Annotated in this window: 18 protein-coding genes and 1 pseudogene; 8 read left to right on the top strand and 11 right to left on the bottom strand. The window is 73.7% G+C overall.

The annotated features are described in order from the left end of the window. Window positions 1–26: 26 nt before the first annotated feature. A complete protein-coding gene (locus AC07FK_RS07660) occupies window positions 27–1250 on the bottom strand; it encodes a cytochrome P450 (protein WP_479103456.1) in 1224 nt (407 codons plus the stop codon). A 249-nt stretch (window positions 1251–1499) separates the two neighbouring features. Further along, window positions 1500–2744 (bottom strand): cytochrome P450, encoded by a 1245-nt coding sequence (locus tag AC07FK_RS07655; RefSeq protein WP_479103933.1) that lies wholly within the window; start codon window positions 2742–2744, stop codon window positions 1500–1502. A 235-nt stretch (window positions 2745–2979) separates the two neighbouring features. Here AC07FK_RS07655 and AC07FK_RS07650 point away from each other — a divergent pair, with 235 nt between their 5' ends. After that, complete coding sequence (locus AC07FK_RS07650; RefSeq protein ID WP_479103455.1) at window positions 2980–4149, top strand: steroid 3-ketoacyl-CoA thiolase; 1170 nt, start codon at window positions 2980–2982, stop codon at window positions 4147–4149. A 146-nt stretch (window positions 4150–4295) separates the two neighbouring features. Here AC07FK_RS07650 and AC07FK_RS07645 read toward each other — a convergent pair whose 3' ends face one another. The 7 genes from AC07FK_RS07645 to AC07FK_RS07615 form a co-directional block, all read right to left on the bottom strand. After that, window positions 4296–4703 (bottom strand): aggregation-promoting factor C-terminal-like domain-containing protein, encoded by a 408-nt coding sequence (locus AC07FK_RS07645; RefSeq protein ID WP_479103453.1) that lies wholly within the window; start codon window positions 4701–4703, stop codon window positions 4296–4298. Between the two features lie 275 nt (window positions 4704–4978). After that, complete coding sequence (locus tag AC07FK_RS07640) at window positions 4979–5806, bottom strand: ECF transporter S component (protein ID WP_479103451.1); 828 nt, start codon at window positions 5804–5806, stop codon at window positions 4979–4981. Continuing rightward, window positions 5803–7641, bottom strand: coding sequence for an ABC transporter ATP-binding protein (locus tag AC07FK_RS07635; protein ID WP_479103449.1), 1839 nt, complete (start codon window positions 7639–7641; stop codon window positions 5803–5805). Before AC07FK_RS07635 ends, AC07FK_RS07640 begins: the two co-directional genes overlap by 4 nt. After that, a complete protein-coding gene (locus AC07FK_RS07630; protein ID WP_479103448.1) occupies window positions 7638–8762 on the bottom strand; it encodes an energy-coupling factor transporter transmembrane protein EcfT in 1125 nt (374 codons plus the stop codon). The genes AC07FK_RS07635 and AC07FK_RS07630 overlap by 4 nt, the downstream gene beginning before the upstream one ends. Further along, window positions 8759–9463 (bottom strand): SCO2322 family protein, encoded by a 705-nt coding sequence (locus tag AC07FK_RS07625; RefSeq protein ID WP_479103446.1) that lies wholly within the window; start codon window positions 9461–9463, stop codon window positions 8759–8761. The genes AC07FK_RS07630 and AC07FK_RS07625 overlap by 4 nt, the downstream gene beginning before the upstream one ends. Then, complete coding sequence (locus AC07FK_RS07620) at window positions 9460–10707, bottom strand: prenyltransferase/squalene oxidase repeat-containing protein (RefSeq protein WP_479103444.1); 1248 nt, start codon at window positions 10705–10707, stop codon at window positions 9460–9462. Before AC07FK_RS07620 ends, AC07FK_RS07625 begins: the two co-directional genes overlap by 4 nt. 320 nt (window positions 10708–11027) lie before the next feature. Continuing rightward, window positions 11028–11621 carry an MBL fold metallo-hydrolase gene (locus AC07FK_RS07615; protein WP_479103442.1) on the bottom strand — a complete coding sequence of 198 codons (594 nt, stop codon included), beginning with the start codon at window positions 11619–11621 and terminating at the stop codon, window positions 11028–11030. 103 nt (window positions 11622–11724) lie between these two features. Between AC07FK_RS07615 and AC07FK_RS07610 the strand changes: the two genes are divergently transcribed. Further along, on the top strand, window positions 11725–12669 hold the full coding sequence (locus AC07FK_RS07610) for a GlxA family transcriptional regulator (protein WP_479103440.1): 945 nt from the start codon (window positions 11725–11727) through the stop codon (window positions 12667–12669). Here AC07FK_RS07610 and AC07FK_RS07605 read toward each other — a convergent pair. Beyond that, a complete protein-coding gene (locus AC07FK_RS07605) occupies window positions 12650–13687 on the bottom strand; it encodes an MBL fold metallo-hydrolase (protein WP_479103438.1) in 1038 nt (345 codons plus the stop codon). The two genes, AC07FK_RS07610 and AC07FK_RS07605, sit on opposite strands and share 20 nt — an antisense overlap. A 186-nt stretch (window positions 13688–13873) precedes the next feature. Here AC07FK_RS07605 and AC07FK_RS07600 point away from each other — a divergent pair, with 186 nt between their 5' ends. From AC07FK_RS07600 to AC07FK_RS07575, 6 genes are all read left to right on the top strand, one after another. Continuing rightward, on the top strand, window positions 13874–15340 hold the full coding sequence (locus AC07FK_RS07600; RefSeq protein ID WP_479103436.1) for an aldehyde dehydrogenase: 1467 nt from the start codon (window positions 13874–13876) through the stop codon (window positions 15338–15340). Window positions 15341–15393: 53 nt separating this feature from the next. Then, on the top strand, window positions 15394–15573 hold the full coding sequence (locus AC07FK_RS07595) for a ferredoxin (RefSeq protein ID WP_479103932.1): 180 nt from the start codon (window positions 15394–15396) through the stop codon (window positions 15571–15573). A 161-nt stretch (window positions 15574–15734) separates the two neighbouring features. Beyond that, a complete protein-coding gene (gene lanKC / locus AC07FK_RS07590; RefSeq protein ID WP_479103434.1) occupies window positions 15735–18314 on the top strand; it encodes a class III lanthionine synthetase LanKC in 2580 nt (859 codons plus the stop codon). A gap of 81 nt (window positions 18315–18395) precedes the next feature. Continuing rightward, the gene (locus AC07FK_RS07585; RefSeq protein ID WP_107357889.1) at window positions 18396–18515 is read left to right on the top strand and encodes a SapB/AmfS family lanthipeptide; all 120 of its coding nucleotides are present in this window, start codon (window positions 18396–18398) and stop codon (window positions 18513–18515) included. A 164-nt stretch (window positions 18516–18679) separates the two neighbouring features. Then, complete coding sequence (locus AC07FK_RS07580; protein ID WP_479103432.1) at window positions 18680–20401, top strand: ABC transporter ATP-binding protein; 1722 nt, start codon at window positions 18680–18682, stop codon at window positions 20399–20401. After that, a complete protein-coding gene (locus AC07FK_RS07575) occupies window positions 20391–22253 on the top strand; it encodes an ATP-binding cassette domain-containing protein (RefSeq protein WP_479103430.1) in 1863 nt (620 codons plus the stop codon). Before AC07FK_RS07580 ends, AC07FK_RS07575 begins: the two co-directional genes overlap by 11 nt. Here AC07FK_RS07575 and AC07FK_RS07570 read toward each other — a convergent pair. Next, window positions 22179–22667, bottom strand: a pseudogene (locus AC07FK_RS07570) (LuxR C-terminal-related transcriptional regulator); the annotation flags it as partial. The gene AC07FK_RS07575 and the pseudogene AC07FK_RS07570 overlap by 75 nt on opposite strands. Window positions 22668–22779: the final 112 nt, after the last annotated feature.

The raw sequence follows: 22779 nt of genomic DNA, 5'->3' as shown, positions 1-22779 counted from the left end.
CGGCGCGGGGCCGGGGCCCCGGCAACTCAGCCGACGGGCGTGAACGCCACCGGCACGCTCTGCGGACCCCGGGTGAACACGCCGTGCTCGACGATCTCGGCGCCGTCCGCGAGCCGCAGGCCGGGCATGGCGTCGAGCAGCTGGTTCACACCGGTCTGCACCTCCGCCCGCGCGAGCAGCGCGCCGACGCAGAAGTGCCGTCCGAGGGCGAAGGCGAGGTGGTCGGCCGCGGCGGAGAAGGCGTTCGTCGCCGTGAGGTCCTCGCGGAAGATGTCGAACCTGTCCGGGCGGGCGTACCGGCTCTCGTCGCGGTTGGCGGACCCGATCAGGCAGGTGACGGTCGCGCCGGCCGGGATCGTGCCGCCGCTGAGCGTGACCTCCTTGGCCGTCTGGCGCATGATCATGTGTACGGGCGGGGTGTAGCGCAGCGTCTCGGCGAAGGCCCGGTCGATGAGGGTGCGGTCCTGCTGCACGGCGGCCAGCTGGTCCGGGTGGGCGAGGAGGTTGGCGAAGAGGGCCGCGATCGCCTTGTCGGTCGTCTCGCCGCCGGCCGCGAGGAGCAGACTGCAGAACGCCTTGATGTCCTCGTCGCTCATGCGCACGCCGTCCACCTCGGCCTGGCACAGCGTGGACAGCAGGTCGTCGCCCGGGGCCTTCCGGCGCTCCTGGATGATCGGGATCATGTACTGCGCGAACTCGACGCGGGTCCGCTCACCCGCCGCCGCCACCTCGGGGTCGCCGGCCAGATTGCCGAGGAACGCGATCACGGTGGTGTACCAGTGGTGGAACTTCGCGTGGTCGCCCTTGTCGAGCCCGAGCATGTCCGCGATCACGTTCACCGGGAAGCGGGTCGCGAACGCGTCGACGAGATCGACCGCGCCCCGGTCGCGGAACGTGTCGATCAGCTCGCGGGCGTTGCGCTCGATGACCGGCAGGAACATCTCCTGGAGGTCCTTGCCGCGGAAGGCGGGAGCCACCAGCGCCCGGCGCACGGCGTGTTCTCGGCCACTGAGCTGGAGGATCGTCTTCCCGTGCACGGGCTCGATCTGCCAGTCGTAGTTGTCGGTCGTGAACACCGACTCCTTGTCCTTGAAGGCCCGTTCCACGTCCTCGTACCGGGATATGACGTAGCTCTGCATCGCCTCGTGCCAGAACAGCGGGGCGGACTTGCGCATCACCTCGTAGGCGGCGTACGGGTTCTCGGCGAACTCGGGCGAAAGCAGGTCGGGGACGTGCTGGGCCGTGGTCATGGTCGGGTGCTCCCTTGAACGGTAAACAGGCGGACACCCGAACGTTATTGATCAATCGTCACTACCGATAGAGCAGGCCCGCTCACAGTGCGACATCCTGGCCCGGCAGACCATGCTGCCCGGCCCCGCCGAACGGCGTTCTCGGCGAGGTCGGCCGGGCCCGCGGTGCGTACGACGACCGCGGCCGGTGAGAGGTGGGGGCGGGGCGTAGGGGATCACCCCCGCCTCCCGGTTCCCGGGCCCGCGGAGTCAGCGGTGGGTCACCCGGAGCTCCTTGATGCCGTTCAGCCACGCCGAGCGCAGCCGGCGCGGGTCGCCCGCGAGCTTCAGACCGGGCAGCGCGTCGGCGATCGCGTTGAAGATGAGGTTGATCTCCAGCACGGCGAGGGACTTGCCGAGGCAGAAGTGCGGGCCCCCGCCGCCGAATCCGAGGTGCGGGTTCGGGTCGCGGGTGATGTCGAACGTCCCCGGATCGGTGAACACCTCGGGATCGTTGTTGGCCGACGAGTAGAAGAGCCCGACGCGGTCGCCCTTCCTGATCCGCTGCCCGCCCAGCTCGACGTCCTGCGTCGCCGTCCGCTGGAACGAGACGACGGGCGTCGCCCAGCGCACGATCTCCTCGGCCGCCGTGCCCGGCCGCTCGCGCTTGTAGAGCTCCCACTGCTCGGGGTGCGTCAGGAACGCGTGCATTCCGTGGCTGATCGCGTTGCGCGTCGTCTCGTTCCCGGCCACGGCCAGCAGGATGACGAAGAAGCCGAACTCGTCCGGGCCCAGGTTCCCTTCGCCCTCCGCCGCCACGAGCTGGGACACGATGTCCTTGGCCGGGCACTCCTTGCGGGCGGCCGCCAGGTTCATCGCGTACGAGACGATCTCCATGGCCGCCTCGGTGCCGACCTCCTCGGTGATGGCGTACTCGGGATCGTCGTACGCCGCCATCTTGTTCGACCAGTCGAAGATCTTGGTCCGGTCCTCCTGCGGTACGCCGATGAGCTCGGCGATGGCCTGGAGGGGCAGTTCGACGGCGATGCGGGTGACGAAGTCGAAGGTGCCGTCGTCGGCCGCGCCGGCGACGGCCGCCCCGACGATCGAGCGGGCGCGGTCGCGCAGGGCGCCCTCGAGCGAGCGGATCGCACGCGGAGTGAAGCCGCGCTGGACGATCTGGCGCACGCGGGTGTGCTCGGGCGGGTCCATGTTGAGCATGATCAGCTTCTGGACCTCGATCTGGTCGCGGCTGATCGTCTCGTTGAAGCGGATGACGGCCGTGTTGGTGTGCGAGGAGAAGAGCTCCGGATGCGTGGAGACGTACTTGACGTCGGCGTGCCGGGTGACGGCCCAGTACCCCTCGTCGTCGAAACCGGAGATGCCGGGGGGCTGCGCGCACCACCAGACCGGCGCGGTACGCCGCATCTGTGCGAACTCCGGATGCGGCACGCGGGCGAGGAGCAGGTCGGGATCGGTGAAGTCGAACCCGTCGGGCAGCGCGGGGCAGTGCATCGGCAGCTCCCATGTCTGACGACCCATCAGAAGTTGCCGGGAATGTAGTAACGGGTTCTACAGGAGGCAAGGGGCCCGGCGTCATCTGTTGCGTGTGGAGACGGTGCGCAAGGCGTGCAAGACCCTTGCGCTGCCGGGGCGGTACTCATAAGACTGCTCGGAGAACTAGAACGCGTACTAGTTGGCAGCCGCCGCGGGCGCCGGGGGAGGCCCGCGGGTGAGGAGAGGACGGCTCATGGCCGCGGAACCCGTCATCGTCGAAGCCGTACGCACCCCCATCGGCAAGCGCGGAGGCGCGCTCGCCAACCTGCACCCCGCCTATCTGCTCGGCGAGACGTACCGCGAACTCCTCGGCCGTACGGCCATTCACGCCGACTGCGTCGAACAGATCGTCGGCGGCACGGTCACGCACGCCGGCGAGCAGTCCATGAACCCCGCCCGCAACGCCTGGCTGGCGGTCGGCCTGCCGTACGAGACGGCCGCGACGACCGTGGACTGCCAGTGCGGCTCGTCCCAGCAGGCCGCCCACATGGTCGCCAACATGATCGCCGCGGGGGTCATCGACGTCGGCATCAGCTGCGGGGTGGAGGCCATGTCACGTGTCCCGCTGGGGTCGGGGTCCAAGCACGGGCCGGGGAAACCGTGGCCGGACGAGTGGAACGTCGACCTGCCCAACCAGTTCGAGGCGGCCGAGCGGATCGCCCGCAAGCGCGGCCTGACGCGCGAACGGGTCGACTCGCTCGGCCTGTTGTCGCAGGAGCGGGCGGCGACCGCCTGGGCGGAGGAGCGCTTCAAGCGCGAGACGTTCGCCGTGCAGGTGCCGACGACCGAGGAGGAGCAGGCGGCGGGGCAGGGCATGTGGCGGCTCGTCGACCGGGACGAGGGGCTGCGGGACACGTCCATGGAGGCGCTGGCCCGGCTCAAGCCGGTGATGCCGACCGCCGTCCACACGGCGGGGAACTCCTCGCAGATATCCGACGGGGCGAGCGCGATCATGTGGGCGTCCAAGCGGATGGCCCGGGCCCTCAAACTCAAGCCGCGCGCCCGGATCGTCGCCCAGGCCCTGGTCGGATCCGACCCGCACTTCCATCTCGACGGGCCGATCGACGCGACGCGCGCGGTGCTCGGCAAGGCGGGCATGTCGCTCAAGGACATCGACGTCGTCGAGATCAACGAGGCCTTCGCGTCGGTGGTGCTGAGCTGGGCGCAGGTCTTCGAGCAGGATCTGGCGAAGGTGAACGTGAACGGCGGGGCGATCGCGCTCGGCCATCCGGTGGGCGCGACGGGCGCCCGCCTGATCGCGACGGCCTTGCACGAACTGGAGCGCCGCGACAAGGAGTTCGCGCTCGTCACGATGTGCGCGGGCGGCGCGCTCGCCACCGGGACGATCATCCAGAGGTTCTGACGCGAGGGGCGGGCGTGCCCGCTCCCCGGCGGCCGGGACTCGGCCCGGCGTGCCGGGGCAGGGCCCGGTGCGCCGGTGGCGCGCCCACGTTCGGCCCCTCTCGCGGGCTGCCGGGGGGTGGCTTGCAGTACGGCGTGCGGGCCGGGTCAGTACCAGCCGTTGGACTGCCAGAAGTCCCAGGCGCCGCACGGGCTGCCGTACCGGTCGTTCATGTAGTCCAGGCCCCACTCGATCTGGGTGGCCGGGTTCGTCTTCCAGTCCGCGCCCGCCGAGGACATCTTGGCGGCGGGCAGGGCCTGGACCAGGCCGTACGCGCCGGACGAGGCGTTGCTGGCCTGCGGGTTCCAGCCGCTCTCGTGCTCGACGATCTTGTCGAAGCAGGAGAACTGGGCGGCGTCCGGGATCATCTGCCGGGCGACGGCCTGCGGGCTCGCGGCAGCGGCCTCGGAGACGCCGCCGCCCATGACCACACCCACGGACCCGAGCAGCACGGCGGCGCCGGCGGCGAAGGACTTGGGGCGGGCGACGAGGCGGGTGATGACCGGAAACGACACGTGAGGACCTAACGTCGGGTACGGGGGACGTCGCGGGCGGGCCGGTGATGACCGGCGTACCGCTCCCGGCGACTGCTCCAATGAAGCAGGGCCCCTGCCCCGGTGCAATCACCCCTCTTACTAGCAGGACCGGCGGATCGGGCCCATCGGCCCGCGGCGCTGTGATCCGGGTCTGTGCAGGTCAGGGGTGCGCGGGAGGGTGTGCAGGCGGTCCGGTCGGCCTACTGCCCGGCCTAGTGGAGGACCAAGGTCCTGTGGGCCCTCTCACCGGCGGATCAGCCCCGCGGGGCCTCGAATGTGACCTGGGCCTCGAAGGCGGCGCGGCGGGTGGCCCGGCGCAGTGCCCTCAGGAGGGTGGCGCCGGTGGTGAGGACCAGGACGACGGTGAGCGCGGCGCGGCCCAGGTCCCAGCCGAGGGAGGTGGTGGCGCAGTACGCGAGGAAGCGGGCCAGGTTCTCGTTCACCGGATCGCCCGGCCGGAAGGACACGCCGGACGCCATGCCGCCGATGTACGTCCAGCCCTGCAGGTTCATGACGGCCCCGTACAGGAAGGCCGCGACGAAGCCGTACGCCGCGAGCATCGCCAGCTCCGCCCGGCCGCGCAGGCGCTCCGCGCCCGGCAGCAGGCCCGCGCCCATCGTGAACCAGCCCATGGACAGCATCTGGAACGGCATCCACGGACCGACCCCGCCCGTGAGCAGCGCGGACGCGAACATCGTCACCGAGCCGAGCACGAACCCGAACCCGGGGCCCAGGACGCGGCCGCTCAGCACCATCAGGAAGAACATCGGCTCCAGGCCGGCCGTCCCCGCCCCGAGCGGGCGCAGTGCCGCCCCGACGGCGGCCAGTACGCCCAGCATCGCTACGGCCTTCGCGTCGAGCCCGGCGTCGGCGATGGTCGCGACGACCACGGCGACGAGGAGCGGAAGGAGAGCGGCGAGGAGCCACGGGGCGTCCTCGGAGTGGTGCGTGGCGAGCCCCGAGCCGGGGTCGGCGAGCAGCGGCCAGCCGAAGGCGATCACCCCGATCGCGCTGACGAGGAGCAGCGCGGCGACCGAGCGGGGACCGAGGCGTACGGCGCGTACCGGCTTCGGCGTGCTCACGAGGCCACCCCGTCCAGTGCGTCGCGCACCTGCGTCACGGTCAGCCACTTCTCGGGGGCGAGGATCTTCGCCACCTGCGGTGCGAAGGCGGGGGAGGACACGACGACCTCGGCCGTCGGGCCGTCCGCGACGACCTCGCCGTCGGCGAGGATCATGACGCGGTGCGCCAGTTCCGCCGCGAGTTCCACGTCGTGCGTCGCCAGCACGATCGCGTGCCCCCGGGCGGCCAGGTCGCGCAGCAGGCCGATCAGGCGGGTCTTCGCGGCGTAGTCGAGGCCGCGGGTGGGCTCGTCGAGGAGGAGCAGCGGGGGGCGTCCGGTGAGCACGACGGCCAGGGCCAGGGCCAGGCGCTGGCCCTCGGACAGGTCCCGGGGGTGCGTGTCGTCCTGGATGCCGGGGAGCAGTCCGGCGACCAGGGCCCGGCACGTCCCCGGTTCCGCGCCCGCGTCGCCGTCGGCCGCCGCGCACTCGGCGGCGACGGTGTCGGCGTACAGCAGATCGCGCGGCTCCTGCGGGACCAGGCCGACCTCGCGGACCATCTCGCGGGGACTGGTGCGGTGGGGGGTGCGGCCGCCGACGGAGACCGTGCCGGTGGTGGGTTCGATCATGCCGACGAGGGCGGAGAGGAGGGTGGACTTGCCCGCCCCGTTGCGGCCCATGAGCGCGACGGTCTCGCCGGGGCCGACGGTGAAGGTGACGCGGCGCAGCGCTTCGATGCGCCCGCGCCGGACGCCGAGCCCGGCGACTGTGGCGACCGCGCCGGCGCCCGCGACCGGGCGTGCGTGCGGGTGTGCGAGGGCGTCCGGGTGTGCGAGGGCGTCCGCGGCGCGGGCCGGTTCGCCGGAGCGGCGCCGCAGCAGGCGGCGGAGCCCTTCCCCTGCCCGCCCCTTGCCGACGCCGCGGGCTTCGCCCCCGCCCCCCGGGCCGTCCACCGCCGGGAGGACCGGCCTCTCCGGCGTCCCGGGAGCGAAGTCCGGGGTCCGGGAAGAGGCGAGTACGGGAACCCGACCCGGCTCCGCGCCGGCCAGGGCCGTGCGCAGCGCCGTCGCCCGGCGACGGGCGTCCCGTACGGACAGCGGCAACGGCTCCCAGCCCGCCACCCGGCCCAGCCCCACCACCGGCGGGAACACCGGGGAGACGGACATGACCGCCCCCGGTTCACCCACCACCGGCGCCTCCCCGCGCCCCGGCAGCAGGATCACCCGGTCCGCGTACTGCACCACCCGCTCCAGGCGGTGCTCGGCCAGCAGCACGGTCGTGCCCAGGTCGTGGACCAGGCGCTGCAGCACCGCCAGCACCTCCTCCGCCGCCGCCGGGTCCAGCGCCGAGGTCGGCTCGTCCAGCACCAGCACCCTGGGGTGCGGCGTGAGCACCGAGCCGATCGCCACGCGCTGCTGCTGGCCGCCGGAGAGGGTGGCGATGGGGCGGTCGCGCAGCTCGGCGAGGCCGAGCAGGTCCAGCGTCTCCTCGACGCGGCGGCGCATCACGTCCGGCGCGAGGCCGAGCGACTCCATGCCGTACGCCAGTTCGTCCTCCACGGTGTCGGTGACGAAGTGGGCGAGCGGGTCCTGCCCCACCGTGCCGACCAGATCGGCCAGTTCGCGCGGCTTGTGCGTCCGGGTGTCGCGGCCGTCGACCGTCACGCGTCCGCGCAGCGTGCCACCCGTGAAGTGGGGGACGAGACCGGAGACCGTGCCGAGCAGGGTCGACTTGCCGACTCCCGACGGGCCGACCAGGAGGACCAGCTCGCCCTCCGGCACCGTGAGATCCACGCCCCGGATCACGGGCGACGCGGCGTCGGCGTAGCCGACCGACACATTCTCGAACCGGATCACTTCGAAGTCGCTTTCGTCGCAGGGGACACGTGCGGCACCGGAGCCACGAACGCCGGCAGCAGGCCGATCAGCACGGACGCCGCCGGCCACAGCGGGAACGTGGGCGCGACCAGAGGCACCACCCCGGGGTGCAGGGCCGCCGGATCGTTCGCGGCGGCAAGGATCATCAGCGCCGCGACGGTGCCCCCCGACCCCGCCACCAGCCACGCCCGTACGCCCCACGCGTCCGGCCGGTAGCGGGTACGGACGCTGCGCCGGCCGCCGAGGCGCAGCCCCGCCAGCGCGGCGGCCAGCCCGGCGGCCGTGACCGGCAGGCCGTACACCTCGCCGTCGGCGGTCAGCAGCCCGTACGCACCGGCGCACACCCCCAGCAGCCCGCCGAGCGTCAGCGCGGTCGTCGTGTGCCGGACGGCGGGCGGGACTTCGGCGGTGCGCCCGTAGCCGCGCGCGTCCATCGAGGCGGCCACCGCCACCGAGCGTTCCAGTGCGCCCTCCAGGACCGGCAGCCCGATCTGGAGCACGGCCCGTACGCCCCCGGCCGGACGGCCGCGCAGGCGGCGCGCGGTGCGCAGCCGCGCCACGTCGGCCACCATGTTCGGCGCGAACGTCATCGCCACCACGACGGCGACCCCCGCCTCGTACAGCGCCCCCGGCAGCGACTTGAGCAGCCGGGCCGGGTTGGCGAGCGCGTTCGCGGCGCCCACGCAGATCAGCAGCGTGGCCAGCTTCGCCCCGTCGTACAGCGCGAAGACCAGTTGCTCGGCCGTCACGCGTCCACCGATCCGCACCCCCTGCGCCCAGTCGGGCAGCGGCACTTCGGGGAGTGTGAGGACGGTGTGGCTGCCCGGGATCGACGAGCCGAAGAACGCCGAGAACACGAGCCGGATGCCGATGACGAGCAGGCCGAGCTTCACGAACGCCCCGTACGAACGTGCCCACGGGGCATCCGTCCGCCGCGCCGCCACCACGTACCCCGCCACTCCCACCAGCATCCCCAGCAGCAGCGGATTGGTGGTCCGCGACGCGGCGGCGGCCAGGCCGAGCGCCCACAGCCACCACGCCCCGGCGTGCAGGGCGTTGCTGCGGCTCGCGCGCGGCGCGCGCAGGGTCATGGTGATCATCCGCGGCGGCGGCGCGCCTGCCACACGCCCGCGACGCCGAGCGTCAGCACGGCGGCGAGGCCCACGAGCACACCGGCGGAGGGCCCGCCGGCCGCGCTGTCGTCGGTGGTCCCGGTGGTCCCGGCGGTCGAGGACGCCGTCGAGGGCGCGGACGCGTCACCGGACGGGTCGGCGTCGCGGCCGGAGACCTGCTCCCCGCAGCCCGTCCTCGGGTAGCCGGAGATCGCGCACAGCAGCGCCGAGCTGTCATAGCGCAGCGGCTTCGCCACCGAGGCGAGCGCGTCCGCCGCCGTGGCGTCCGTACCGGTCCGCGCGCACGCGGTGCGCCGCGCGGGCGGCCGCTCCCCGGCCGGGGCGTCGGCCGCCGTGCCGGGGTCGATGACGACGGCCACCCGCTTGGCGCCCTTCCTGGCCGGCGTGCTCCCGCAGACGGCGTCGAAGGACCCGGCGGCGTGGCGGGGCCGGGCCGAGTCCTGCGCGTCCTCGCTCACGGAGAACCGGAAGCCGATCACGGCGCCGTCCTCGGGCCTCGCCATGGCGGGGCCCTGGGTGGCGTACGTCCACGCGCCGCCGTCGTTCTCCCAGAACGACCAGTAGCGGTAGCCGGTGGCCGCCTGCGCGGTCCCCGTGCCCAGCACTGCGAGGAGCGCGGCGCCGAGCACGAGGAGCAGGGCGGCCGGACGCTTCCGTACGGTCGTCACCGCTGCTGGTTCTTCTTGCGGCCGCTGATCAGGATGCCGACGCCGACGCTCGCCACGAACAGGACGGCGACGATCCACCAGTCGCCGAACGCGCTGTCGCTGTCGTCCTTCTTGTCCTCGGTCTTCTTCTCGGCCGCCTCGGGGGCCGGCCCGGTGGCGTTGAGCGCCTTCACCAGGTCGGCGCCGCCGAAGCTCCTCGGGTCGGTGCCGGTGGCGTGGGCGGCGAGGACGAGCTGCGCGTACGCGGCGGGGCCGTTCTCCTTCGCCCAGGACGCCGAGTTCTTCTTCAGCCACTCCAGCGGCTTCCGGGCCTCCTGCGCCCCGCCCTGCGCGGCCAGCGCGACGACCGCGTCGGCCGTGTTGCCGAAGTCGGGCTGCGGCTCGGCGTCCTCGGCGCCCGGCATGGGAGGCGTGTCGAGGTGGCCGGTCTTCGCGAGGACGCCGTCGAGGTACGCGGCGCCGTTCGCGGCGGCCTGCTCCGGCGTCGGCTTGCCCTTGACGCACGTGACGGGCTTCGCGTCGGGCCGGTCGCCGGGCTTCCCCGCCTCCGCGTTCAGTCCCAGGCCGAGCCCGCCCAGCACGCCCGCCGCCGTCGCGTCGGCGTTGGGCGCGAGCTTGCCGGACTTGTCCGGCTGGTAGGCGAACGCGCCGCCGCCCTTCTTCGCGTCGCACGGCACCGAGAAGGTGACCAGCGCGTCGTACGGCGACTTGCCCTTCTGCGACGTCACCCCGGCCGGCTTCTCGCCGGCCGCGGCCAGCGCGCCGATCGCGATCGAGGTGGAGTTGGCGTCGCTCGGGCTGCCGGGGTTGTAGCCCCAGCCGCCGTCCTGGTTCTGTGACGCCTTCAGCCAGCCGACGCCCTTCTTCACTGCGGCGTCCTGGCCGCCGAGCGCGCTCAGCGCCTGCACGGCGGCGGCGGTGGCGTTGCTGTCCATCACGGTCTTCGACGTGCACGGCTCGGCGGCGTCGGCGCGGAAGGACGGGAAGCTGCCGCTGTCGCACTGCTGCCCGACGAGCCAGTTCACCGCCTTGGCGGCGGGCTCGACGCCCGCCGTGTCCTGCGCGAGGAAAGCCAGCGACTGCCGCCAGACACCGTCGTACGTCGGGTCCTTCTCCCCGTAGAGACCCGAGGGGACCACGGGCGTGGGGGAGGGAGCGGCGACGGCGGTCGTGGCCGTGGCCGCCGACGCGCAGAGTACGGCGGAAGCGGCGAGCACGGTGGCTGCGCTGCGGCGAAGGGTCATGACGGGCGGGGGCCTCTCCTGCTGAGGAGCCGGGCCCGGGCGCGCGGAAACCACGCACCAGGCTCCGGCTCCGTATACCTCGACGGTGCCGAGCCTTGGTCATGCCGGACCGGGCGTTGCGACTCACCGCCCTCGGGGGGCGGATGACGAAGGGGGTCTCCCCTGCTCGAGCGCAGCCGAGAGCTTGGGGAAGGGGCAGTGCCGGATTCGCACCGGCTTCTCCCAGAACGGCATGATGACGACTCGCACACTCTACCGGCCCGTACCGGGCGGCCCCCGGGGCGGTCGGGGCATCGCGGCGGCGCCCGCCCGCGGCCCGTCTACAGCGGCGCCGAGGCGTCCGCCGGGAAGGCGCCGCCGTGGCCGGGGACGATGACGTCGGCGATCGCCAGGACCCGTTCCCTGCTCGCCCTCAGCCGCGCGAGATCCGGGGCGACCGGGTCTTCGACCGGACCGTTCGGCCGCCACCACAGGTCTCCGACGAACGCGACCACCCCGTCCGGGGTGCCCACCAGCACCGTCACGTCCTCCTCGCTGTGGCCGGGAGTCCTGATCAACTTGACGGACGGGGTCAGTTCGTACCCCTCCGCGTCGCGGTCGGTCCACTGGTCGGCGTGGTAGATCGCCTTGTGGTCGTGCATGCGGGCCCGGCCGAACAGCCCCGCGTTGATGACGTTGTCCGGGTGGTGATGGCTGAGGACGACATCGGTGATGTCCTCGGCGCCCAGGCCCCTCGCGGCGAGCGGGTCCAGGATCCGGCCGCGGCTCGCGACCATGCCCGGGTCGATGACGATGTGCAGGTCCCCGTCGGTCACGTACGAGACGGTGGCGGCGACCCCGGGGCCCGTCGAGGTGGTGTAACCCGTGGTCAGAATCGTGTAGCCGGCCGTACGGCCGCGCGGTGCGTCGCTCATGGGACCAGCCTCCCGTCGGCGCGCGGCACGCACGAGTGGCACATGTGCCATGTATCGCGGGATTCGTGCCACCCCCGCGCGCACCCGCTGCCAGACTGCGTGGATGCCCCCGTTCCGTACCGTCGCCGCCTACGCGCCCCCGGGTGTCGGCCTGCTCAGCGTCGGCGTCGTCGGCGAGATCTTCGACGAGCGCGACTTCACCTTCGCCCTGTGCACGGACCGCCCGGGCCCGGTCCCCACCGACCACGGGCTCTCGCTCGCCGTGGAGCACGGACTCGACCGGCTCGCCGAGGCCGATCTGGTTCTCGCCCTGCCGTGGAGCGGCTTTCGCACACCGCCTGCGGACCCCGTCCTCGACGCGCTGCGCTCGGCCCACGAGCGCGGCGCCACGGTCGCCGCCCACTGCGTCGGCACGTTCGCGCTCGCCGCCGCCGGACTGCTCGACGGCCTGCGCGCCACCACCCACTGGCGCTTCGCCTCCCTGCTCGCGGCCCTGCATCCCGCCGTCACCCTCGATCCCGGCGCCCTGTACGTCGACGAGGGCCGCACGGTCACCGGGGCGGGCGCCGCCGCCGGATTCGACCTCTGCCTGCACCTGCTGCGCCGCGAACACGGCGCCGCGGTGGCCAACGCCGTCGCCAGGGACCTCGTCCTCCCTCCGCACCGCGAGGGCGGCCAGGCCCAGTACCTCGCGGCCCCGGTGCCCGAGAACTGCGCCGACGACCGTCTCGGCGAGGTCCTCGACTGGGCCCGCGCCCACCTCGACCGGCCCCTCCCGGTCGGCGAACTGGCGCGCCGCGCCCTCATGAGCCGCCGCTCCTTCGCCCGCCGCTTCACCGCGGCGACCGGCACCACGCCGCACGCGTGGCTGCTCACCCAGCGCCTCAACACCGCCGAAGAGCTGCTGGAGACGACGGAGCTGTCCGTGGAGGACATCGCCCGCCGCGTCGGTTACGCCGGCGCCGCCGTCCTGCGCGAGCAGTTCGTACGCCGCCGGGGCGTCCCGCCCCGCGACTACCGCCGCGCCTTCACACAGCGACGTACGTGACCGGGCCGTCGCCCGGGACCGCTTCCGCGTGGCCCAGCTTCACCAGGCGGCGCAGGTGGGCCTCGGCCTCCGAGACGGCGATGTTCCTGGACCCGTACGGGATCTCCGCCCAGGGCCGGTTCCACTCCATCCGCTCGGCGAGCTGCCAGGCGGTGAGGGGGGTGGCGAGCAGCGCGCGGAGGCCGGTGAGGCGGTCCTCGTGGTGGTCGAGGAGCGCCCCGACGCGCGCGGCGGCGTCGGTGAACGCGTGCTGGTGGGCCGGGAGCACCTCGGCGGGGGCCAGCCGGGCGACACGCTCGAGGGAGTCGAGGTAGTCGCCCAGCGGATCGGTGACCGCGGTGTCGTCGGGGTCCTCGTACAGGCCGATGTGAGGGGTGATGCCGGGGAGCAGGTGGTCGCCGGAGAAGAGGCGGCCGTTGCCGGGGAGGTTCGCCGGGTGCGTCTCCTCCAGGTGCAGGCAGACGTGACCGGGGGTGTGGCCCGGGGTCCACACCGCGCGCAGCCGGCGGCCGGTGAGGGGGAGCAGGTCGCCGGGGACGATCTCGCGGTCGGGGAGCGCGGCCCGCAGACCCGGCAGGGTGCGCACGCGACCCGAGTCGCGGGCGGAACGGAGCGGGGCGAGGTGCTCGTCGGGCGCGCCGGCGGCGGTCAGCTTGGCGGTGATGTAGCCGAGCCAGGCGCCGGGCTCCGCGCTCCGGGTCCGGCGTACGACCTCGGCGTCGGCGGCGTGCATGGCGATCCACGCGCCGGACGCCTCGCGCACCTGGCCGGACAGGCCGTGGTGGTCGGGGTGGTGATGGGTGACGAGTACGCCGTGGATCTCCGGGACGGACGTGCCGAGCGCGGCCAGACCGGCGGCCAGCGCGTCCCAGGACGTGGGGTCGTCCCAGCCCGTGTCGATCAGCACCGGGCCGTCGTCGGTGTCGAGCAGGTGGACCAGGGTGTGGCCGAGCGGGTTGTCCGGGATGGGGACCGCGAGGGACCAGACGCCGCCGCCGTGCTCGGTCACCTGCGTCATGGATCCCCGATTCCTCGACGGTTGGTAGAACTGGTTCCAATAGTCGCCCAGGCAGACTTTCCTGCAAAGGGGCGGGCGGTGGCTTCCGTGGACTCCCAGGACTGGAACTGGTATCAGTTCTGATGCATCGTCAGAATGCTCGGGCGAGCGTCGCCGGGCCGTGTGAGCCGTGGGAGGCAGACAGTCATGACCGAGCTTGTGGAGCACCGGAAGCTGTACATCGGCGGCCAGTTGACCGACCCGCTGGGCAGCGAGGTCATCGACGTCGTCTCGCCGCACACCGAGCAGATCGTCGGCCGGGTGCCGCACGCCTCGCGGGCCGACGTCGACCGCGCGGTGGCCGCCGCGCGCGAGGCGTTCGACCAGGGGCCCTGGCCCCGGACGACGCTCGAGGAGCGGATCGCCGTCGTCACCCGGATCAAGGACGCGATCGCCGTACGGCACGAGGAGATCGCCCGCAGCATCACCTCGCAGAACGGGTCGCCGTACACCGCCAGCGTCATGATGCAGGCGCTGGCCGCGATGATGGTCTGGGACGCCACCATCGCCGTCGCGCGCGACTTCCCGTTCGAGGAGCGGCGGACCGGGGTCCTCGGGCCGCTCCTCGTGCGCCGGGAGCCGGCCGGGGTGGTCGCGGCCGTCGTGCCGTGGAACGTCCCGCAGTTCACGGCGGCGGCCAAGCTCGCGCCCGCGCTGCTGGCGGGCTGCACGGCCGTGCTCAAGGTGTCGCCGGAGACGCCCCTCGACGCGTACATCCTGGCCGAGATAGCCACCGAGGCCGGGCTGCCCGAGGGCGTCCTGTCGATCCTCCCGGCCGACCGCGAGGTCAGTGAGTACCTCGTCGGGCATCCGGGCGTCGACAAGGTGTCGTTCACCGGCTCCGTCGCGGCCGGGAAGCGTGTGATGGAGGTCGCCGCGCGCAACCTCACCCGGGTGACGCTGGAGCTCGGCGGCAAGTCGGCGGCCGTGATCCTGCCGGACGCCGACCTGGAGGCGGCCGTCGCGGGGATCGTCCCCTTCGCCTGGATGCTCAACGGCCAGGCGTGCGTGGCCCAGACCCGCATCCTCACCCCGCGCTCGCGCTACGACGAGTTCGCCGAGGCGTTCGCCGCCGCGGCCGGGGCCCTCACGGTGGGCGACCCGTTCGACCCGGCCACCGAGGTCGGCCCGCTCGTCGCCGAACGCCAGCAGCGGCGCTCCCTCGACTACATCAGGATCGGACAGGAGGAGGGTGCGAAGATCCTGACGGGCGGCGGACGCCCGGCGGGCGCGGAACGCGGCTGGTACGTCGAGCCGACGCTCTTCGGCGGGGTCGACAACGGGATGCGCATCGCCCGCGAGGAGATCTTCGGCCCGGTCGTCTGCCTGCTGCCGTACGACGGCGAAGGCGACGCCGTGCGGATCGCCAACGACTCGGAGTACGGGCTCAGCGGCAGCGTGTGGACCGCCGACGTCGAGCACGGCATCGACATCGCGCGGCAGGTCAGGACCGGCACGTACTCCGTGAACACCTTCAGCATCGACATGCTCGGGCCGTTCGGCGGCTACAAGAACTCCGGCATCGGCAGGGAGTTCGGGCCCGAGGGGTTCGGCGAGTACCTGGAGCACAAGATGATCCACCTGCCGGCGGGCCACGGTCGGGGGGACGCGTGACGGGGGACCGCTGGCACGTCGAGGTCGACCGGGGCGTGTGCATCGGCTCGGGCATGTGCCTGAACAACGCGCCGGGATCCTTCGCCCTGGACTCCGCCCGCCAGTCGCACCCCGCCGACCCGGACCTCGACGCGAACGAGAAGGTGCTGGCCGCGGCGGAGGGCTGTCCGGTGGAGGCGATCGCGATCACGCTGCTCGGAAGCGGGGAGGCGGTCTTCCCGCCCGACGAGTGAACCGCCCGCCGCCCCGCCGCCCCGAAGCTGTTCAGTGTCGAACAAGTGCGAACGCTTCTTTACCTATGAGTACCGCACACCCATGACGTGACAGGTGTGACTGTTCCTCCCGTACGGCCCGTGGAAATCTCGGTGTCACCGCAGCCGCCGAGGGGGGACGCATGGACAACCGGTACGAGGTCTTCTGCCTCGCCGACAGGCAGTTCTACGAGACCCCGGACCGTGTCTCGGCGGGGCGGCCCGGTACTTCCTCGCCGGCGCCGCTCTTCGAGGCGGCCCAGCGCGAAGTGCCTGCCGGATGGCGGAGATTCGTCTCCGGCGACTGGATGCACATCAACCCGGTCGACGACCAGGGCGCGCCGCTGCCGGGCCGGCCGCTGCAGGGCTGGAAGATCCACGTGTCGGCCTGCCTGGACAACGCGGAGAAGACGGCCGCGAAGGTGTGGGACTACTGCGTCCCGCGCGGCCTGCCGTTCAAGTTCGTACCGGGACCGCAGCCGCTGCACCTGCGCAACTCCAAGTACGCCGGGCGCGGCTCCAGCGGCAAGTTCGCGACGCTCTACCCCGCCGACGAGAACGAACTGCACGTCGTGCTCCGGGAACTCGGCGAACTGCTCGAAGGCGAACCCGGACCGTACATCCTCACCGACCTCCGCTGGGGCGACGGACCGCTGTACGTCCGCTACGGCGGTTTCGCGCACCGGTACTGCGTCGACGCCAAGGGCGCGCTCGTCCCGGCGATCGAGAACGCTGACGGGACCCTCGTCCCGGATCTGCGCGAGCCGTCCTTCCACGTCCCGGACTGGGTGGAGCTGCCCGCGTTCCTCGCACCGCACCTCGCGGCCCGCAACGCCACCACCACGAGTGACCTGCCGTACCGCATCGAGAGCGCCCTGCACTTCTCGAACGGCGGCGGGGTCTACCTCGGCGAGGACCTGCGCAGCGGCGAGAAGGTGGTCCTGAAGGAGGCGCGCCCGCACGCCGGGCTGGCCGCCGACCGGGCCGACGCCGTCACCCGCCTGGAGCGCGAACGGGCCGCCCTGGAACGGCTGTCGGGACTCGGCGTCGCGCCCGAGGTCCGCGACTGGTTCGTGCTCGGCGACCACCGCTTCCTGGTCATGGACCACCTGCCCGGCCGTACCCTCAACTCCTTCTTCGCCCAGCGCCACCCGCTGCTGGAGCCCGAGCCCGACCCGGACGCCGTCGCGGACTACTCCCGCTGGGCGCTGCGCATCCACCGCGCCGTGGAGGAAGCGGTCGCCGCCGTGCACAGCCGGGGCGTCGTCTTCAACGACCTGCACATGTTCAACATCATGGTCGGGCCGGACGAGGAGTCCGTACGCCTCCTGGACTTCGAGGCCGCCGCGGGCGCCGAGGAGAACCACCGCCAGGCCATCGCCCACCCCGGCTTCATCGCGCCCCGCGAGCGCACCGGGTTCGACGTCGACCGCTACGCCCTCGCCTGCCTGCGGCTGGCGCTCTTCCTGCCGATGACCACCCTGCTGGTCGTCGACCGCGACAAGGCGCGCCATCTCGCGGAGGTCGCCGCGCGGCAGTTCCCGGACGTGCCGCGCGACTTCTTCGACGAGGCGGTCGCGGTCATCCGTGAGACGGACCCGGCCGGCGACGGCCGGCCCTACCTGCCCGTGGAGCCCGCCGACTGGCCGGGCGGCCGGGACTCGGTCGCCGCGGGCATCCTGGCCTCCGCCACTCCCGACCGCGACGACCGGCTCTTCCCCGGCGACATCGCCCAGTTCTCCGACGGCGGCGGGCTCGGCATCGCGCACGGCGCCGCCGGGGTGCTGTACGCGCTCGGCCAGGCCGGCGCCGGACGGTACGCGCAGGGCGAGGAGTGGCTGCTGCGGCACACCGCGCCGCCGCCGCTCGGCACGCCGCTCGGACTCTACGACGGACTGACGGGCGTCGCCCACGTCCTCGACGGACTCGGGCACCGCGAACGGGCCCTGGAGCTGGTCCAGCGGGTGCTGGACGAGAAGTGGCAGCGGCTCGTCCCCGGACTGTACGGAGGGCTGTCCGGCGTCGGGCTCGTGCTCGCCGCACTCTCGCGTACCACCGGGGAAACGGTCCTCCGCCAACGGGCCCTCGAAGCCGCGCAGATCCTCGCCGACCGGCTCGGCCCCGGCGGCGGCCCCGCCGGCAAGCGCACCGGCCTGCTGCACGGAGCCACCGGCCCCGCCCTGCTCTTCCTGCGCCTGTACGAGGACACGGGCGCACCGCAGCTCCTCGACCTGGCGGCCGACGCCCTGCGCGCCGACCTCGCGCGCTGCGTCCGCAACAGCACCGGCACCCTGCTCGTCGACGAGGGGACGCGGACCATGCCGTACCTCGGCGCCGGTTCCGTGGGCATCGGCATGGTGCTCGACGACTTCCTCTCCCACCGCGGGGACGAGGAGTTCCAGGCGGCGCGGGCCGGCATCGTACGAGCGGCCCGCTCGCGCTACTACGCTCAGCCCGGACTGTTCAACGGGCGCGCGGGCATGGCCCTCCACCTGTCCAGGACCACCGCCCCCGAGGCGCGGCCCGAGCACCTCGCCGCGCAGCTCGAAGGACTCGGCTGGTACGCCCTGCCCTACGAGGGCCACCTCGCCTTCCCCGGCGACCAGATGATGCGCCTGTCCATGGATCTGGGCACCGGCGGCGCCGGCGTACTCCTCGCACGGGCAGCGGCGCGCGGCACCGGCGCGCACCTGCCCTTCCTCCCGCCGCTGCGGCGGCCCTAGAACCGGTACGGCTCCGACCCGGAGACGTACCGCACCAAGAAACCCCGTCCCCACGGGAACGGACAACCGAAGGGAACCACCATGGCACTCCTCGACCTCCAGAGCCTGGACACCCCCGAGACCGACGGCGGCGACCAGAGCAGCCTGAGCCTGCTGGCCTGCGACAAGCACAGCTCCAACAGCTTCCTGCTGTGTCTGTGACGTTGTCCCTGTGACGTCCTGTCTGTGACGTCGCGAGACATCTTCGGGACGACGTTCTGACAGAGATGCGGTCCCGGTGGCTCACCGCTCCCGGGGCCGCACATCTGTCGCACCAGGAAGACCGGCGGTGACGCGCAGTGGACCCACAGCCCGATCAACACCGAGTGGCCGACCGGCTGTTGCTCGAATCCGTCCGGCACAGCGCGGTCCCCGGCGCGGCCGTCCTGGTCCTCAGCACCGGGGGAGCGGTCGTCGGCCTCGCGCTTCCCGCCGTACTCGGCCGCACCCTGGACCTGCTCCTCTCCGGACGCCCCGCCACCCCCTGGCTCGCCGCCTGCGCGGCGCTCACCTGCCTGCTCGTCGTCGTCGACGCGCTCGACGGGGTGCTGACGGGAACCACCAACGCCCGCTCCACCGCCTGGTTCCGCCGACGCCTGCTGCGCCACGTTCTGGCGGCCGGGCCGCGCACCACGGACCGCACACCGCCCGGTGACGTCGTCTCCCGCCTGGTCGGCAACGCGGCGCACGCCGGAGGAGCAGCCGCCGCGCTGGCGGGCACGGTCGCCGCCGTCGTGACACCCGTCGGCGGGCTCGTCGCCCTCGCGGTCGTCGATCTGTGGACGGCCGGGGCGTTCCTCGTCGGCGTGCCGGTGCTCGCCCTGCTGCTCAAGGTCTTCGTCCGCGAATCGGGCGACAGCGTCGCGCGCTACCAGGAGAGCCAGGGTGAGATCGCCGCCCGCCTCGTGGAAGCGGTGGGCGGAGCCCGTACGATCGCCGCCGCCGGCACCGCCCGGCGCGAACAGGCCCGCATCCTGGAGCCGCTCGCCGGCCTCAGCGCCCAGGGCTACCGCATGTGGCGGGTCCAGGGGCGCTCCACCGCACAGGCCGCCGTGATCGTGCCGCTGCTCCAGATCGCCGTGCTCGCGGTGGCCGGAGCCCGCCTCGCGGCCGGCGAACTCTCGGTCGGCGGGCTGCTCGCGGCCGCGCGGTACGCCGCGCTCGCCACCGGCATCGGCATTCTGGTCGGCCGCCTGAACGGCCTCGTCCGCAGCCGGGGCGCGGCCCGCCGGCTCGCCGGGCTGCTCGCCGTGCCGGCCACCGCCCACGGCGACGCGCGCCTGCCGGCCGGCGACGGGACGCTGGAGCTGCGCGGCGTCACGGTGAACCGCGGAGACCGCACCGTCCTCGCCGGCCTCGACCTCACCGTCCCCGGCGGCACCTCGCTGGCCCTCGTCGGGCGCTCGGGGTCCGGCAAGTCCACCGTGGCCGCGGTCGCGGGCCGCCTCGCCGACCCCGACCGGGGGACGGTCACGCTCGACGGCGTACCGCTGCGCGACCTGCCCCGCGACGTGCTGCGCCGCGCCGTCGGCCAGGCGTTCGAGCGGCCCGCGCTCCTCGGCACCACGATCGGCGGCACGATCGCCTTCGGCGCCGACGAACCGGACGCGGCGACGGTGCGGGAGGCGGCCCGTACCGCCTGCGCGGACGACTTCGTACGCCGCCTTCCCGACGGCTACGACACCCCGTGCGCCGAGGCCCCGCTCTCCGGCGGCGAGGTGCAGCGCCTGGGGCTGGCGCGGGCGTTCGCGCATCCCGGGCGGCTGCTGATCCTCGACGACGCGACCTCCAGCCTCGACACGGTCACCGAACTGCGGGTGGGCGAGGCCCTGACCCGGGAGGCCGGCGTCCGCACCCGGCTGATCATCGCGCACCGGGCCTCGACGGCGGCCCGCGCCGATCAGGTCGCCTGGCTCCACGAAGGCCGGATCCGCGCCGTCGGGCCGCACGCGCGGCTCTGGCGCGAACGCGGCGACTACCGCGCGGTGTTCACGGAAGCGCAAGCGCACGCCGAGGAAGGAACGGACCGGCCGCCCCATGACGACTGACCCGCGCCCCCGCCCACCCCGCCTGCGCACCCTGGGCCTGCGCTTCCTGAACCGGCGGCGGCCCGTGCTGGCCCGGCTGACGGCCTGGTCGCTGCTCGAGGCCGTGCAGACGTTCCTCTTCGGCTACGCGCTCGCCCGCGCCCTCGACCACGGCTTCCTGGCCGGCAGCACGCACACCGGGCTGGGCTGGCTCGCGGTCGCGGCGGCGGCCGTGGCGGCCGGGGCGTACGGCACCGGGCGCGTCTTCCGGGCCGTGTCCGAGCTGGTGGAGCCCCTGCGGGACGGCCTCGTGCGCCGGGTCGTCGACCGCGCCCTGGCCCGGGCCGACCACGGGGCGGTGTCCCGGCTCACCCACCAGGTGGAGATCGCCCGGGACACCTTCGCCGGTCTGGTGATGGTCTCCCGCTCGTTCGTCTTCACGGCGGCCGGGGCACTGGCCGGGCTCGCCTCGCTCGCGCCCGCCCTGCTGCTCGTCGTGGTGCCGCCGCTGGTGCTGGGACTCGGTCTGTTCCTGGTGACGCTGCGCCCGATGGCCCGCCGCCAGGAGACGTTCCTCGCCGCCGACGAGGCGGTCGCGGAAGTGCTGGACGCGACCGCCGCCGGGCTGCGGGACATCGCCGCCGGCGGCGCGGAGTCCCGTACGGCCGCCGACGCCGACGCCCGGTTCGACGCCGAGTTCCGCGCCGCCCGCACCCTCGCCCGCTGGGGGGTGCTGCGGGTGCTGGCGGTGGCGGTGGCCGGCCGGCTGCCGGTGGTCCTGCTGCTGGTCACCGCCCCCTGGCTGCTGCGGCGGGGGGTGACGCCCGGCGATCTGGTGGGGGCGCTCACGTACCTCATGTACGCCCTGCTCCCCGCGCTCCAGAGCCTGATGCAGGCGCTCGGCACGGCGGGCTCCCGCCTGACGGTGGTGCTGCGCCGCCTCACGGAAGGGGGTAGCGAGCAGGCGTACGCCCCGGCGCCCCGGACCCCGGTCACGACGAGGGCGGCCCGTGCGCAGGAGCCGCCGGCGGTGGAGCTGCGGGGGGTCACCTTCGCCTACGGGCCGCACGCCGAGCCGGTGTTCCGGGGGCTCGATCTCGCCGTACCGGCCGGTGGCCGGCTCACCGTGGTCGGGCCCAGCGGCATCGGAAAGTCCACCCTGACCGCCCTGGCCGCCGGGCTCCGCGCGCCGCAGGCCGGCGAGGTCCTGCTCTGCGGCGAACCGGCGCGCGACGCCGCGCACCGGCGGACCCTGGTGCCCCAGGAGGCGTACGTCTTCTCGGGCCCCCTGCGGGACAACCTCACCTACCTGTGCCCCGACCCGCCGCCCGACTCCGCAGTGCTCGCGTCCGCCCGGGCCGTCGGGGCGTACGAACTGCTCCGGCGGCTCGGCGGGCTCGACGCCGACGTGGTGCCGGGGCGGCTGTCGGCGGGCGAGCGGCAGCTGATCGCGCTCGCCCGGTCGCACCTGGCCCCCGTGCCGGTCGTCCTGCTCGACGAAGCGACCTGCCATCTCGATCCCGCCGCCGAGGCCCGCGCCGAGCGCGCGTTCGCCGAGCGCCCCGGCACCACCCTGATCGTCGTCGCCCACCGGATGAGCTCCGCCCGGCGCGCCGACCGGATCCTGGTGATGGACGGTACGCGGGCCGTCTGCGGGACCCACGACGAGCTGCTCGGGCGCTCCGCGCTCTACCGCGATCTGGCCGGCGGCTGGTCAGAGCCAGCCGGCTCCCTGGGAGATGCGGATGGCGTCCACGCGGTTGCGGGCCCCGGTCTTGCGGGTGATCGCGGCCATGTAGTTGCGCACCGTCCCGTTGGTCAGGTGCAGGCTGTGGGCGATCTCGGTGACGTCCGCGCCCTCGGCGGCGAGTGACAGCACGCTCAGCTCACGTGTGGTGAGGGGGCTGTGCGCGGCCTCCAGGAACTCGCAGGCGAGCAGGTCGTCGACGAAGCGCCCGCCCGCGGCGACCCGCCGTATCCCCTCCAGCAGCCGCTCGGCGGGGGCGTTCTTGCTGACGTACCCGTGGGCGTCGGCCTCGTGCGCCCGGCGCAGGAGGCCGGGCTTGCCGGACGGGGCCAGGACGAGCAGCGCGCAGTCCGGGTAGGCGCCGCGCGGGCCCGCCACCTCCGCCGCGGCGGCCAGCGCCGGTGACCCGGCCCCCTCCGTGTCGGCCACGCACACCTGCGGCGGTAACGACCGGGCGCGGCCCAGCGCTCCCGCCGACGCGCTGGCGGATATCTCGATGTCGGGCTCCTTTTCGAGCAGTGCGGCCAGCCCGGACCGCATAAGACAGATGTCGTGCACGAGAAGAACACGGATCACGCCGCTCACTGCCTGCTCCCCCTGGGGTTACACCGCTGCGCAACGCTGCATGGACATGGCACGTCGCTCATTAGTA

Source organism: Streptomyces sp. NPDC046122 (assembly GCF_056429965.1).
The sequence above is the reverse complement of the archived record's forward strand: the minus strand, read 5'-3'. Positions and strand labels throughout refer to the sequence as shown.

Excerpts from the sequence above, each read along its gene's own strand:
- AC07FK_RS07660 (WP_479103456.1), bottom strand. The coding sequence starts at position 1,250 with ATGACCACGGCCCAGCACGTCCCCGACCTGCTTTCGCCCGAGTTCGCC.
- AC07FK_RS07655 (WP_479103933.1), bottom strand. The coding sequence starts at position 2,744 with ATGCACTGCCCCGCGCTGCCCGACGGGTTCGACTTCACCGATCCCGAC.
- AC07FK_RS07650 (WP_479103455.1), top strand. The coding sequence starts at position 2,980 with ATGGCCGCGGAACCCGTCATCGTCGAAGCCGTACGCACCCCCATCGGC.
- AC07FK_RS07630 (WP_479103448.1), bottom strand. The coding sequence starts at position 8,762 with ATGATCACCATGACCCTGCGCGCGCCGCGCGCGAGCCGCAGCAACGCC.
- AC07FK_RS07620 (WP_479103444.1), bottom strand. The coding sequence starts at position 10,707 with ATGACCCTTCGCCGCAGCGCAGCCACCGTGCTCGCCGCTTCCGCCGTA.
- AC07FK_RS07615 (WP_479103442.1), bottom strand. The coding sequence starts at position 11,621 with ATGAGCGACGCACCGCGCGGCCGTACGGCCGGCTACACGATTCTGACC.
- AC07FK_RS07610 (WP_479103440.1), top strand. The coding sequence starts at position 11,725 with ATGCCCCCGTTCCGTACCGTCGCCGCCTACGCGCCCCCGGGTGTCGGC.
- AC07FK_RS07605 (WP_479103438.1), bottom strand. The coding sequence starts at position 13,687 with ATGACGCAGGTGACCGAGCACGGCGGCGGCGTCTGGTCCCTCGCGGTC.
- AC07FK_RS07600 (WP_479103436.1), top strand. The coding sequence starts at position 13,874 with ATGACCGAGCTTGTGGAGCACCGGAAGCTGTACATCGGCGGCCAGTTG.
- AC07FK_RS07595 (WP_479103932.1), top strand. The coding sequence starts at position 15,394 with ATGTGCCTGAACAACGCGCCGGGATCCTTCGCCCTGGACTCCGCCCGC.
- lanKC (WP_479103434.1), top strand. The coding sequence starts at position 15,735 with ATGGACAACCGGTACGAGGTCTTCTGCCTCGCCGACAGGCAGTTCTAC.
- AC07FK_RS07585 (WP_107357889.1), top strand. The coding sequence starts at position 18,396 with ATGGCACTCCTCGACCTCCAGAGCCTGGACACCCCCGAGACCGACGGC.
- AC07FK_RS07575 (WP_479103430.1), top strand. The coding sequence starts at position 20,391 with ATGACGACTGACCCGCGCCCCCGCCCACCCCGCCTGCGCACCCTGGGC.